Source organism: Pseudarthrobacter cremeus (assembly GCF_051857465.1).
In the GTDB taxonomy this organism is placed as follows: domain Bacteria; phylum Actinomycetota; class Actinomycetes; order Actinomycetales; family Micrococcaceae; genus Arthrobacter.
The window spans coordinates 1-12,835 of sequence record NZ_JBPZHC010000019.1; the positions used below are offsets into that span (position 1 = coordinate 1).

The 12,835-nt window shown below is 59.8% G+C and carries 10 protein-coding genes and 1 pseudogene; 2 read left to right on the plus strand and 9 right to left on the minus strand.

Annotation, left to right across the window (positions count from 1 at the left end):
* Positions 1-93 precede the first annotated feature (93 nt).
* Positions 94-474, plus strand: a pseudogene (locus ACS5PJ_RS21260) (transposase); the annotation flags it as partial.
* A 95-nt stretch (positions 475-569) separates the two neighbouring features.
* Here ACS5PJ_RS21260 and ACS5PJ_RS21265 read toward each other — a convergent pair.
* The 3 genes from ACS5PJ_RS21265 to ACS5PJ_RS21275 all read right to left on the minus strand — a co-directional run bounded on the left by ACS5PJ_RS21265 (position 570) and on the right by ACS5PJ_RS21275 (position 4,964).
* The gene (locus tag ACS5PJ_RS21265) at positions 570-1,208 is read right to left on the minus strand and encodes a hypothetical protein (protein ID WP_439436838.1); all 639 of its coding nucleotides are present in this window, start codon (positions 1,206-1,208) and stop codon (positions 570-572) included.
* A 260-nt stretch (positions 1,209-1,468) separates the two neighbouring features.
* Positions 1,469-3,535 carry a patatin-like phospholipase family protein gene (locus ACS5PJ_RS21270; protein ID WP_439436839.1) on the minus strand — a complete coding sequence of 689 codons (2,067 nt, stop codon included), beginning with the start codon at positions 3,533-3,535 and terminating at the stop codon, positions 1,469-1,471.
* Between the two features lie 244 nt (positions 3,536-3,779).
* Positions 3,780-4,964: a hypothetical protein gene (locus ACS5PJ_RS21275; RefSeq protein WP_439436840.1), complete on the minus strand. Its 1,185-nt coding sequence runs from the start codon at positions 4,962-4,964 to the stop codon at positions 3,780-3,782.
* Positions 4,965-5,545: 581 nt separating this feature from the next.
* Here ACS5PJ_RS21275 and ACS5PJ_RS21280 point away from each other — a divergent pair.
* Positions 5,546-6,256: an AfsR/SARP family transcriptional regulator gene (locus ACS5PJ_RS21280; RefSeq protein WP_439436841.1), complete on the plus strand. Its 711-nt coding sequence runs from the start codon at positions 5,546-5,548 to the stop codon at positions 6,254-6,256.
* A 29-nt stretch (positions 6,257-6,285) separates the two neighbouring features.
* On the opposite strand, the gene ACS5PJ_RS21285 is transcribed toward ACS5PJ_RS21280, so the two are convergent.
* The 6 genes from ACS5PJ_RS21285 to ACS5PJ_RS21310 all read right to left on the minus strand — a co-directional run bounded on the left by ACS5PJ_RS21285 (position 6,286) and on the right by ACS5PJ_RS21310 (position 12,466).
* Positions 6,286-6,957, minus strand: a complete 672-nt coding sequence (locus tag ACS5PJ_RS21285) for a response regulator transcription factor (protein WP_439436842.1) — start codon at positions 6,955-6,957, stop codon at positions 6,286-6,288.
* Positions 6,954-8,792 carry a sensor histidine kinase gene (locus ACS5PJ_RS21290; RefSeq protein WP_439436843.1) on the minus strand — a complete coding sequence of 613 codons (1,839 nt, stop codon included), beginning with the start codon at positions 8,790-8,792 and terminating at the stop codon, positions 6,954-6,956. The genes ACS5PJ_RS21285 and ACS5PJ_RS21290 overlap by 4 nt, the downstream gene beginning before the upstream one ends.
* A 145-nt stretch (positions 8,793-8,937) precedes the next feature.
* Complete coding sequence (locus tag ACS5PJ_RS21295; protein WP_439436844.1) at positions 8,938-9,318, minus strand: YbaY family lipoprotein; 381 nt, start codon at positions 9,316-9,318, stop codon at positions 8,938-8,940.
* Positions 9,319-9,320: 2 nt separating this feature from the next.
* Positions 9,321-10,271 (minus strand): MvdC/MvdD family ATP grasp protein, encoded by a 951-nt coding sequence (locus ACS5PJ_RS21300; RefSeq protein WP_439436845.1) that lies wholly within the window; start codon positions 10,269-10,271, stop codon positions 9,321-9,323.
* The gene (gene legP, locus ACS5PJ_RS21305; RefSeq protein WP_439436846.1) at positions 10,272-11,564 is read right to left on the minus strand and encodes a Dot/Icm T4SS effector Zinc-dependent metalloprotease LegP; all 1,293 of its coding nucleotides are present in this window, start codon (positions 11,562-11,564) and stop codon (positions 10,272-10,274) included.
* A 95-nt stretch (positions 11,565-11,659) separates the two neighbouring features.
* Positions 11,660-12,466 (minus strand): hypothetical protein, encoded by an 807-nt coding sequence (locus ACS5PJ_RS21310; protein WP_439436847.1) that lies wholly within the window; start codon positions 12,464-12,466, stop codon positions 11,660-11,662.
* Positions 12,467-12,835 lie beyond the last annotated feature (369 nt).

Sequence of the window (12,835 nt, forward strand, 5' to 3'; positions counted from 1 at the left end):
CACGTTATGCCGACGTCGGCATAACGTGCACGTGATCCGTAAGCTTCCGCTACTGTCAGCGATGGTCGAAAAGTGAGCCAGCACCGCGGGGGCATCGACAAGGCGCTCAAGCCCGTCTACACGGCGCCGTCGGAGCAAGCGGCGAAGGTCTGGTTCGCCGCGTTCACTGCCGAATGGGGCCAGCGATATCCGGCCATCGTGCGGCTCTGGGAGTCCTCCTGGGCCGAGTTCGTGCCGTTCCTGGAGTACGTCGTGGAGATCCGATGATCTGCACGACGAACGCAATCGAGTCGATCAACGCACGCTACCGAAGGGTGGTAAGGGCCCGCGGGCACTTTCCGAACGAGACGGCGGCCCTGAAATGCCCATATCCAGTCACCAGATCTCTTGATCTAACTGGCAGCGGCCGTGCACGTCGGGTGCTGCCGGTTGAAGCCTTCACTGAGCGCGTTCTCCATTGCCTTCGCTGGCCGGTTCGAAAGAACCACTCAAAATGAAAACCGGCCGGACTCCACATACCGTTTATCGGAGAGCCCACTTCGACATCCATCCCGCCCCGAATTCGCGGGTTAATCGCCCGTTTGGCCTTCGTTGTCTCCGCCAGGAACTTTGGCGATCTGCATATGCTTTCCATTGCGGTCTATCTCATATTCCCAGAGGGATCGGACTGTGCCTGCGAGTGCAACCCGGTATGCGTTTAGCAGAACTTGAGGATTCATTAGTTGCGCTTCTGTCAGACCCGAGTGCGCCGGTCCAGCGTTTCTGGCGCAAATATTGGCGCGTCGAACTTTATTGCTCTCCGTTAGCAGGAAGTACCTGACGGATAAGAGGTCAGTTACTCGGTGCCAGTTCTTGGCCGGCTCGGGTGAGGAGTAGTAGATACGAAGTTGCTGCTCGATTACTTGTCCGCCCAAGCGGGCCCTCCCGTAAAGTTCGTCCAGCTTCTCGCGGGCTTCGGATAAGTCCGGCGATGTAGCCCGGTCGCTTATCGGCACGTCCCGTGCCTTCCGCCAAAACGCCTGCAGACCAAGGTATAGGCTGTTGCCTGTCTCTGTGACGCCCTTGGTGAGCACGTCCCGTGTTTCGTTAGCTTCCCGTCGGCGTTGCGCCCATCCGGTCACCTGATTTAGAACGAACAATGCCAAAACAGCAGTCAGGACAGGTCCGGTCGCGGCAACCAGAACACGCTCCCACAGCGGATCATCCATGCTCAGACACCTTCCAGTATTTGCTGTAGCCAGCATCTCGGTTCGGCCCAAACGGAACTAGAGCGGCCATTACCTCTTCGTCAGACCGTGAATATTCTGGCAATGCTCGTCGGATTGGATTGGACGGCTTACAGCAGTCGAGAGACAGCCACCTTCCGTTTCTCGAGTGTCCCTTGTCCCAAGGAGTTGTCTTCCTTCCTTTGGCTGGCAAGACGCGATTTCCGGAAATGACTGTCCCCGACACGATGTTGTTCTTCGAATCAGTTACAGCCGAGTTGGTCATATCTGGCCCGTTGCTCGCGAACACGGTTCTGTGCTGCGTTGATCTGCCGGACAATCTGGGCTTTCTCGCCAGGAGCGGCGTTGGCAAGGTCCTGCTGCAGGGCGGATATATCGGCCTGCAGCTCGGCTATCGCTGCCCGCACCGATACACATTCCGTGGCCTCCTCGACGCCGACGAATACAGCCGGCGTCATGGATCCGAACCATTCGTTGCCCTCCTGCAGCATGCGCCATTGAAAAGTGGCTCCCGGAGGAGGAGGTGCAGTAATAGTGAATGCAAAAGTCACCTGAGCCCCCGGTCCCACTGCGTTGGGGAGCTCTTGACGGCCTGATCCCCAAACGAGGTTGTCTTGCGGCGACTGCGAACCGAGTCTGTGGGAGTTGGCCGGAGTCCACGTGGTTGTACCGGAATTGCGCATGGTTATAGTCACGGGCAGGCTCGCACCCCTCGGCAGGGAGTTTGGCACCTCCTGCCTGACAAAAACAGCGTCATTGAGCATCCCTGTCCAAGGGTGGAGTTCCAGCGTTCCAACCCAGCGTTCGATATCGTAAGGCATCGGCGCACCCAGCCCTGACCGTTCGTCCAGAAGCGTCTGCAGACGGGCCTTCCCTGCATCTATGTCCCCTTGGAGGGCGGGGTCCGCCGCCTGCGCCCGCTCTGCCGGTCGAGTCGGGTCTTCATGCCCAAACCGGCGGTTCTCGAGGGACCACGTATCCCGCCTTTGCACGGCAATGTCCGTGGCCAAGGCCCACCGGCGCGTCTCCGTCCCGACCTGATCGAGGGCATCTGCCGCCCGCATGTACCCGTAGTCCCGATTAATTTGAATGAGTCCCGGGTCAATGGTTGTCACGTCGTGAATTTCCACATCGGGTGCTATGAGGAAAATCTTGGGGACCGGGCTGGCGGCGGGCGGTTGCACCCGGGTGTCATCGAGTCCAATTTCGTTGAGCATCAGGTCCTCAACCGAACGGGCCAGAATTTCGGCGAGATGTGCCCGTGCGAATGAGTCCCGCCGACTGACGTTGAAGGTGAAGGCGCTGACCGCGTAAATCGTGTCGGCGCCTAGGGTGACGGCAGCCTGGATGGGCAGGAGTTCACGAACTCCGCCGTCGACGTAATGCTCATCACCGATAGCGACAGGCGGGAAAATACCCGGAATGGAGGCCGATGCCAGAACGCCGGTCGAGAAGTCAACAGTGAGGGGAACCGGAGGCTGTGCCTTGCGGCAGGCTTCAAAGCCGGCCCGCGCGCGTTCAAGGGGCGCCCGTAGACGGCGGATCTCACGAACAATCTGTGCTTTTTCTCCGGGGGCGGCATTACGCAAGTCCTCCTGAAGGTCGGCAATGTCGGCTTCATACCCTTGAGCTTCCCCTAGGATCGTGGCGCATGCCGGAGTCAGAGGTCCGGCCCATAGAATAGGCGAACCGTCACGCTCGATCACCGTCCCGGCCTCAGTGACATAGCGGAGATTGCCGCTTTCTAGTGCAACCGCTGCCAACCGGAGCTTGCCACCTGCAGAAGCCCAGCCGTTCACGGCTGCCATATCAACTTCGTTACGGAGCCGACGTTCGATGGGGCCAAGGTTATAGAGTGCCCTCGCTCTTTTGGCGACAACGTTGAGGGATTTCAGGAGGTCGGCACCGTCGTCTATCAGAAAGCCGATATCACTGATCACCTGGATCAGCGGACCCAGATCACCCCACCGCCCGGCATCCGGGTTTGGGGCCGAGATACCCAAACCCTTGGAGCGGCCCGTGAGGACATCCCGCACACGCACATCCATGTCTGGGTCGTTAAGCCAGTCTTCCTCCGAAAACATATCGGAATTTCTTTGAAGGGCTGACCATTGTCGTTCGAGCCCGGCCAGTCCACGGTTTGGGTTGCCGGGGTCCTCGCCTTCGGCGAGTTTGATCGCATTGACGGAGCCAACGGAAGTGCTGCAAAGTATCGTCGGGCGAATACTTCGGTCGTACAGATACCGCAGCGCTCCAACTTGGAAGTCTCCCTTGGCTCCGCCACCGCTGAGACAAATACCCACTGTCATGTTCCTGCGCTCCCCTCCACTCGGCCTGCCCCGGTGGGCAGTCGCCACGTCTAGTCAGAATGGTCATGAAAATTCAGATGTGGGCATCTGGCTTCGTCCTAGATACCCGCGTATTATCTGCAGCCATATTTGTGGCTATTACCTCGAGTGTGGAGGCAGTCCGTTACCCACGCGTTACTATTGCCCGCTAGAGCGATTGCTACCGGTGTCGCGTCAAACGCCAGCTTCCGATCCGCTTTGAGGCTTACGCGTTACCGGATTTAGTTCTAACCCAAACTACCCGCTCCCGGCTGACTTGTTTTTGACCCGGAGCTACACCTTCGAGCCCCTCGCTTGCCCCTATCTCAAGCCTGCCCTCGCCTGGGGGGCGTGGTTCTACATTCGTCCCCCCTGGGAGCCCTTCCATTAGATCCTGTGCCCGCTTGTCCAGCAGACGCGAAAGTGCCTGTTGTGCAAAACCAAAGATGAGAGCATAGGCCAGAATTTGGCCTTGGGAGTCTAGACGGGAAAGACCCGGCACAAAGTTTCCCTGAACTGCGACGAGGCCCAGGATGGCAGCGAGCACTCCGAGCGGAACCTTGAGAAAGGCAAGTGCCATCGGCACGTCGTACGGTGTCGAGGATCCTTTCAGGTTCCGTATGGAGAGCGTGGCGGCTGTAGCACCGCCCAAGGCCCCCAAGAGGGCCACGACGAGAATATCGCTTCCCGTGGGCGCTGCCTGGGGTCCTGAACTTGTTGGACAATGCGTTGCCTGGATGACCGTTGGCGCGTTCGGTGACTGCTCTCCGGGAAAGCAGAATGGAATGAATGTTGGGTGCGTGGTGACAAAGGACACAGTCAGGACCAGGAGTAGAAGAAGGAAGCGGGCTGAGATTAGGACAATGTTACGGAAGCTTCGGAGCTGGGCATGCTCAAGGTCGAGTTGCTCGTAGCTGTCACCGACCACACGGCGCATACGAGGCCGAAGATTTTCAACGCTTTCCTTCTGAAGCTCATGGATTGTGATGCGTCTGGGATCGTCCCGATGAAGGGTGGCATTAGCTCGGGCAACCACCATCGGTATCTCTGCACGGAGCTCCGCTGGGCTATATAGGTCGATCATTTGGGTGCGGGCTGCATGGAGATTTCGATAGGCCGCCTCAACCAGCGTGCCTCGCCACCAGTTGGCAAGGGCGCGCGGTGCCGGATCCTCTTTGTTAGCCGCAAGCCAGGCTCTCTGGGAAAAAGCGCACACGGCGTTGGCAATGGAATCTTGGTAGGGAGTCAACGTTGGTTCACGCTTTCGTATTGCCCTTACTCGGCTCTCAATGCGGGCCGTGTCCACATCGACATGCTGGACCCAGATCCGCCTGCGTTTCTGAGGCCGGACTATTACATCCATCGCCACGCAATTTTCGGCAGCCCGGGTCCCGTCATCCTGCTCGTTCACGGCTACTTCCTCAGAGTCCATTGCGCATGTGGTCCAACATTTGCGAACAACAACTAGGTTTTTCCCGTTTCGGCCATGCATGTGTCCAAGCCATGACCTCAAAGGGTTGCTACAACCTAAAATTCAGGACCACTGGGTGGATCCCACAGCTGCTGAATACATGAGGTGAATATAAGTCATTGCCCGTTACAGGCGCGTTACTACCTCGCCTCGCACGAGCATTCTTTCCTTGCCAAAGCCTGCATGCCCTATCGCCCTTCTGGATAGCCCGGATTTCGACCTCTTCCGCGCTCTTAGAGATGCTTGACAACAATTCCCTAAGAATGCAATCCCTCGAATAGGAGGCTGATTCTTGAACTGCTAAAGCAAAGCCAATAGTTCCGGTCCAGAAGCTGACTCCCGGAGCGCCGTGCTGAAGATGAGCAGCCAGGGAAGACGGAGGACCAATCTAAGTGACCGCCTATAGAGCACGAGCCGCGCTCTGCGCTGTAGCCGTTAAGTGATAGCACGGAGGCCCCGTTCCGCGGCCCCCAGCAGACTGGGAGGACACTTTCACCACCTAGGGCACAAGGGATCCGGCAATGACTGAAACTACGTGGACTTTGAATCTTTTGGGCTGTTGGCAGTTACGGCGCCTCGGCCAACCGGTGCGGGTGGGGATCCGGCAACGACGCCTGATCACCGCTATTGCCCTCCTTGGGCCACGACCCAGAACGGCCATTGCGGGGCTGCTCTGGCCAGACAGCAACGACAACCAGGCGGGAGCCAGCATGCGGGTGGCACTATGGCATGTGGCACACGAACTCCCGGGCCTTCTGGTGGACGTGGAGGACCCGCTAACCCTGGGCCCAACAGTGGCCGTTGACCTCCACATCCTGCAACACTCCCTGACATACGCAGACGGGGAGCCTGTTCCGCTCGAGGAGTTGCGGACCGGAGAACTACTGCCCGGATGGTATGAGGACTGGGTCATCGACGAACAGGAGCGTTTCCGCCACCTGCGGGTCACCGCCCTGGACAGAGCAGCCGAGCGAGCGCTCGCCGCGGGTGATGCAGAGACGGCGGAAACGGCGGCGATGGCGGCAGTTAACCTCGAACCTCTGCGCGAAAGCTCGATGATTCTGCTGGTCCGGGCAGAACTCGCTGCCGGTAACATCAACGGGGCCCAGCGTTCGTATCGCCGTTTCCGCAGTCTCTGGCAGGACACGTTCGACCAGGAGCCCAGCTTCCAGTTAGGCCAGTTAATGCGCTCGGAGTTGCGGGCGCGCGTTTCGGCGCTCGCTGCATCCTGACAACGAGGCCCCCTTGCACCGATCCCCACTCAGGGGCGGGGATCGTGTCCGGCACGCAGGTAAGTAAGAACGGCCAGCACCCGCCTGTGGTCCTCTGGCTCAGGGTGAAGCCCGAATTTGAGGAAGATGCTGCGGACATGCGCCTCGACGGTACGCTCGCCCATAAACAGCGCCGAGGCTATTCCGTTGTTAGTGCGGCCCTCCGACATCAACCCCAGTACATCCTTCTCCCGACTGGATAATTCCTGACTGTAGCGGTCCGCGGTCCGCGGCCGGGAGACCATCCGAGTGACCAGGTCCGGGTCAATGGCGGTTCCTCCGCTGGCAACCCGCTGCAGTGCGTCCAGGAAGTCGTCCACGTCCGACACGCGTTCCTTCAAGAGGTATCCAAGGCTGCGGGCCCCGTTGCTCAAAAGGGCCATGGCGTTGTCCGTTTCGATGTACTGGGAAAGCAGCAAAACCCCGGTTTCCGGGTGGTCTCGGCGGATTTGTTCCGCCGCCCGGATGCCCTCGAGGGTGTAGGACGGCGGCATGCGAATGTCGACCACGGCCACGTCAGGTCGGTGGTTTGCTACCAGGTCGAGCAGGCCCTGTGCTTCCGAGGCCTCCCCGACGACGTCGAGGCCTTCGGAGGCCAGCAGCACCGCAAGTCCCCGCCGCAGCAGGGCTGAGTCATCAGCGATCACCACACGCAGGGTCATGGCAGGGACCGTTCGGCGTCATTGACGAAGGGTAGGACTGCGGTGATTGTGGTTCCCCGCCCAGGTGGGCTGGTAACGGTCAGGACGCCACCCAATGCTTCCGCGCGGTCTGTGAGGCCGAGCAGGCCGCCGTCAGGTCCAAATTCGGCCCCGCCGCGGCCGTCATCGGTAAGAGTCATGAAGAGTTCCTTTGTGGTGCTGGTCAGGGAAATGGCCATGGAAGTGGCCGCTGCGTGTTTGACGGTGTTGGTGACCGCTTCGGCGCAGATGAAATAGGCGGCCAGCTCCACCGTGGGCGGTGGCCGAAGGGGAAGGTCGGCCTCGACTTGAATGGGTAAGGCCGTGCGTTCAGCAAGTGCGGTCACAGACGCGAGGAGGCCGCGCTCGCGTAGTGACGGCGGGTAGACGCCATGTGCCAACTCCCGGAGCTCGGCCAGGGCCTCGTTCAGGTCCTGGCCCGCCTGCTCCAGGAGGAAGCGTATGTCTTTCGGATCCTCGACCCGCCGTGCCCTGGCCAGTGCCATGGCGACGGCCACGAGCCGCTGCTGGGCGCCGTCGTGCAGGTCCCTCTCCAACTGCCGCCTGCGGTCGTCGCCGGCCGTGACAATGCGCTGCCGGGAGCGTCTGACCTCGATCAGCTGTTCGCGCAGCTGCTGCTCCATATGCTGGTTTTCGAGGGTGAGGGCGGTTGCGCTGCTTAGGGCGGCGAGGAGTTCCGGTTGGTCCTTGAGCGTCTCGTCAAAGACCAGAGCGCCGAAGGGCGTGCCGCTGCGTTCGAGGACGATAGCAGCCCTGCCTGACGTGTCATTGGGCAGGGCCTGCGGCCGCCCGTCGTCGTCGATGAACTGCTCGGCTTCGGCGGACCAACGCCACAGTGCCAGGGTGGGGTCGTGAACGGAGCGGCGCAGGACGCGGACGAGCTTGTCGCTCACAGGTGCCGCGCCGATTTCGACCATGACCTCGCCGAGGGTGCCGCGGGCAAAGCGGTAGCGCCATAGTCCGAACAACACCGCAAAGGGCACCACCGCAGTCGCGGGATACTGCCATAACAGCGCTGCCGGCGAGAGGCTCCCCGATAGCTGCACTACCGCCAGAGAAACCCAGATGGTTGCAGCGGTCTTCAGGATGACGGCCAGCCATAGTGGCAGGAATGAGGCTCGATATGCGGGTGTCCCGGAGCGCCACCGTGCGACCAGGACAGCCACCACCGCAAGGCCCACGCAGATTTGGAATACCCTCGCCGTGTTGCCGATCCGGTTGGTGATCTCCGGACTGTTCCACAACAGGAACAGATTCTGCGAGCTTGAGGCGTGCCCGGGAATCTGTTGCCGCGGGTCGAAGAAAGCCCACCCGGCGATCGCAATGAACAGCCAGGAGGCAAAGAAAAAAACGACGAACCGTTTCTCCCACTTGCTGCGCAGTACGCCCCCGGGAAAGGACAGGGCCAGCTGCAGCAACGGGGGTTGGTACATCAAAGTCAGTGTCACCCCGAGGGTGAAGGCCAGAGGATGGCTCGACAGCCGCAGGCCGGCCGCCAGCCACATCCAGCCCGACACCACGAGCAGCAGACCTGGATTCCGGTTGGGCCTGCTGTGCCATGCAGTGATCCCTGCTGCGACGAACGCCAGGCCAACGGCGAGGAATAATACGAGTTCCAGAACCGAAAACGGGGTCCGGTCGGGATTCTGGCTCCAGCGCAGAACACCCTGAGCGTTCAGAAACAAGGTACGGGCTGGATCCGTCACGGCGGCCGGAGACCAGTCGACGTTGACCAGCACGAAGGCCATAAGTGCAGCCGTTGCGGCCAATACACCCCAGAACTGCCGGAAAGTCATACAGAATCCGTCCCCCGGCTTAGGAGTGCGGTGGAAGGGCGTGGGAGGCAAGCATGTATCCGATGGCGTCACGGGGCTTACTCCGCGTGCGGTTGATGCAGCAGCTTGCCCTGATCTGTCGTGAAGTTTCCATTTGCAGCCAGTCTCAGATCCTCGTTAGTTTTACTTCCAGATCTTCATCCGGACCACCCGCGAGGACCGGGTAGGCCTGCGTGGTGAGGTAGTCACCGGGGGAAAAGGTTCCGGTGCCAGCCAGATCAACATGCACCTGAAGGATATATGAGGGCCCCACGGTGTTTTTGGGCACAGAGACCTCAAACGGAGTCTCCGAGGCGAGATGAGCGTCTGTGATTATCTTCTCCACGATCACCTCGGAGGCGGCGTCGGCACGGCCCACGTCGAGGACCCGGACAACCAGCCGAGCGGCGTGCTGCGGTACCTCGCCGGGTACATGTAAGACACCATGAACCGTCCGTTCAGGGCTCTCTGGATCCCTTTCCTCGCTATGTTCTTCGCTCCTGGACACGGTTACCCCTCCTTGTCGAAGCGTCTCAACAGGCTCGCCATTGCCTCAGTGATCGGCTGCCCTGAGCGGTCACTCACGAACAGCCACTCGCCGGAAGGATTGACCTCCAAGAACACCAGTCTGCCATCGGGCAGGCGCATTAGGTCGACCGCCCCATAGACAAGTCCAAGCTCAGCCATCAGGCGCCGAAGGTGGGCGACCCACATCTCAGGCAGCTGCACGGGGCGGAACTCGGCACTTTCCATACTCATTCTGTAGTCGTGCGGGTAGAGATCGGACTGTTTATCAATTTCGACGGCGAATACCTCGTTCCCAACAACGGTGACTCGCAGGTCTGACACAGCGTCTATGCGCTGCTGGAAAATTGTTGGGGCGAGCCGCAGTTCATCGAGCCGCTCGAGCTCACCTTTTCCGACGAGGCGGGTCTCCCGCCACTGCTCCTCGGTCGCCCGGAAGCTCTTGAAGATCGTCCCGGCATCATTGTTCGTTTTGATGAACTCCCTAGCCCTCTCCGGGTTAGTCGTAATTAGCGTCCGAGGGAAGGGTATGCCAAGCCGCGCGGCGATGGTCAGCTGGTAGGGCTTGTGGGAGGCGCGTTCGTCGGCATAAGGCTCATTGACCCAGGAGGCCGGGGCGGAGGCCAGAATGCCGGCGAACGCCTCGTGGCACTCCTGGTACGCCCACTGCACAGCGGATGGGTCGAGCTCAGGGTGGAGCTCGTACGGCCTCGGACGCCGCCACCAGCCAGCGCGACAGACATCTAGGCTTACGACCGCACCATCCCTGGCCTCTATCACCATCCTTACCTCGTCGGCGCCTATCGATGCGTCTAGATGCATCTCAGTCGGAAACCTCGCAGTGTCGAGCAGCACGGCCGGGTGCTCGTCGCGCCCGAGCACATCGAGCACCGCAGCGGCGTGATCGTCCCCCGCATGGGAGACGATGAGGATCATTTACAGCCCCATTGCCAGCATGAGAGCGTCCCGTTCGTCGCGGAGTTGCTGCAGCTGGCTGGCGATCGTGATGAGCGATGCCGTAGCCTCCTCGATCAGGGTGTCGTAGGCAGTAAACAGGTCCCCCGTATTCGCATCCCCTGCGGCATACGCGGCAGCCATCGGGTCTTGGTGGCCGGTGGCCAGGCCGAACGGCAGGACGGCACCCTGCGTCGGGCTTACCACTTCGCCGGGTCCTGGCCTGCTTGGGAAGTCAGCAGGGGGCTTAACGAACCCATCGTCGCGCAGCTTTTTGATCCCGCCGGTGTCGTCGCGCAGCTTTTTGATTCCGCCGGTGTCATCGCGCAGCTTCTTGACCCCACCGCCGTCGTCCAGCAGCTTCTTGACCCCACCCCCACCGCCGTCATCGCGCAGCTTCTTGATTCCACCAACGTCGTCCCGCAGCTTCTTGACCCCACCGCCGTCGTCCCGCAGCTTCTTGAATGGGCTTGGATAAAGCTCCGGGTACATGGCACGAATTGCCGCGATATCACCCGCTGAGAGACCGTTGCGCTGACCGACCACAGCACCGGCTTGGACGGGAACAATCGTCGGCATCCCGTTCCTGCTGAATGCAGTGGCCGAATAGTGCATCACGGAGCCATAATCGTACGCTCCGATATCGTCACCATCGGCAATGTGCTGGTTGAAGTTATGCTCCATGCCAGCTTGGATGTTCACCCATTGAATCGTGACAAAGTTGTCGCGGTCCTCTCGGCTCTGCTCATGCCACAGACCAACAGTGTGGCCGATCTCGTGGATCGCGTTGCCGGTGCTGCAGCCCGGGCCCAAGCTGATCTGTTGTTTGCCTCCCTGGTGTCCCACCCGAGACCAGCAGGTGCCTCCGTCGAAAAATTCGACGTAGTCGGTCTCGGTGGTCCGGGCTACCAAGCGGATCGCCGTATTGGCATGCCAGTGGTTGATTGCGTCCGTGACTCGCTGCTGGTTCGGCATGCTGCCGGCGATCTCGAATGGAATGCGGCCGCCGGGCCAGCGGTGCCCGGTAATGGCGACGCCTGCGGCAACAGTCGGGTCGAGGGCGGCACGTACCGCGTCGTTGTGGGACTCAACCTCGTCGACCGGCCCGAGCGAGATGTCACCCTCGAACATGGCCTGTCCTTCGACAGATGCGTAGTTTAGAGCCCTGACAGCGAAGGTATCACCGGTGATTAGAGCGGTACCAGCGATATTCGAGGCGGGATCCTCGCCCCTGAGCTCGGCAGAATTATTCTTATCAGATTCATTTTTTGCCATTACGACCTTCTAGGATTATTACACCGGAGCCCGAGGCCGGCGGGAACGCACCGGCCGTCAGGACCTGTCCCATCGGGGTGCACAGACGGGCAGAATCACAGCGAAGTCTCTTGACCGCCGACTTTGGGCAGCACGAGAGGAACGAGTAAGGCCTTCTGCAAGGCCGCAATAATCTGATCTATACGCGTGGAGACGCCAATCGTAAAATCGCCGGTAACTGTAACAAATTGGTTCAGTGATGCAAGGGATGAGAGAGGAACGCTTTCGCGCTCCTCAACAGTGTGAAGATTTTCCTCAAACTCCTTGACGATCCGGTTCAAATAGGATTCTACGCCCTTGTACTCGCGCTCAAGATCAAGTGGAACGTTAACCACCCGGCTAACAGCTGGATTCGAATATAAACGCCGATCATTAAGCGTCGGCGCCGTTCTCTTCAAGTATTCAAAGGTCAGCTGATAGTTGTTCAGATCAAGTAGATGCCGCCTATATACCTCCTTTGAGATCGACTTTCGGCCCACAGGTCCTGTCTCTGCCTTTAATACTCGTCGGATCCTCTTCACACCATTGTAGGTTTCAAGAGTGTCGTTCAATATATTGCGGAGTGCAGCGTCCTGTCGTTCCCTCTCATCGCGAAGATTTTGGGTTTCTCTGCTGAAGTTCTCCCGTCGAAAGGTCCATTCTTGTTGAAAGAGAAATGTAGCCAGGGCCACGAAAGCACCAAAGAGAATTACCCCAGCAATCTGAAGGAAAGTTTTGGCGGCTTCAAATTCAAGAGTATTCGCTTCTACGCGCGGGTCGCGATAGAAGAACAGCGTCAGGAAAAGTACGCTTGCTAGCACAAAGGCAAAAATCAAGGCAATCACTACAACGGCAAGAATGCGCCTACTCCCAAAGTTTCCCATTTAGTTCGCCTCTCCCTTCCCTTCCAAAGCACTTCAAAGTGCGAGGGCCAATAACCAGTCTGGCAAGACACTCGGCCACTACACAGAGAAGTCATAAGCCAGCCGAACGCATCGACCTTTCTCGCGCCCAGACTACGGGCGGAACGTTACACCTGCGTTATCGTTCTAATATCTTCCGACTGAAGGATCGCGGGCACGGCGTCTTGTTGCCCGGCATCCCTCCTTAGGCGGATGCCCGCAGCAGTAGCACGTTCGCCATAGTGCATGTCTGGAGTCCGTTGCGCGCCCAGCAATCGACGCCGGTGTACCGCTGCGCCTTATAAGTGGACTGCTGGCGGCACCTTCCCGGCCGAAGAAGTCGGTTTCATG

Coding starts and splice junctions, on each gene's coding strand:
- ACS5PJ_RS21265 (WP_439436838.1), bottom strand. CDS start 1,208: ATGGATGATCCGCTGTGGGAGCGTGTTCTGGTTGCCGCGACCGGACCT.
- ACS5PJ_RS21270 (WP_439436839.1), bottom strand. CDS start 3,535: ATGACAGTGGGTATTTGTCTCAGCGGTGGCGGAGCCAAGGGAGACTTC.
- ACS5PJ_RS21280 (WP_439436841.1), top strand. CDS start 5,546: ATGACTGAAACTACGTGGACTTTGAATCTTTTGGGCTGTTGGCAGTTA.
- ACS5PJ_RS21285 (WP_439436842.1), bottom strand. CDS start 6,957: ATGACCCTGCGTGTGGTGATCGCTGATGACTCAGCCCTGCTGCGGCGG.
- ACS5PJ_RS21290 (WP_439436843.1), bottom strand. CDS start 8,792: ATGACTTTCCGGCAGTTCTGGGGTGTATTGGCCGCAACGGCTGCACTT.
- ACS5PJ_RS21300 (WP_439436845.1), bottom strand. CDS start 10,271: ATGATCCTCATCGTCTCCCATGCGGGGGACGATCACGCCGCTGCGGTG.
- legP (WP_439436846.1), bottom strand. CDS start 11,564: ATGGCAAAAAATGAATCTGATAAGAATAATTCTGCCGAGCTCAGGGGC.
- ACS5PJ_RS21310 (WP_439436847.1), bottom strand. CDS start 12,466: ATGGGAAACTTTGGGAGTAGGCGCATTCTTGCCGTTGTAGTGATTGCC.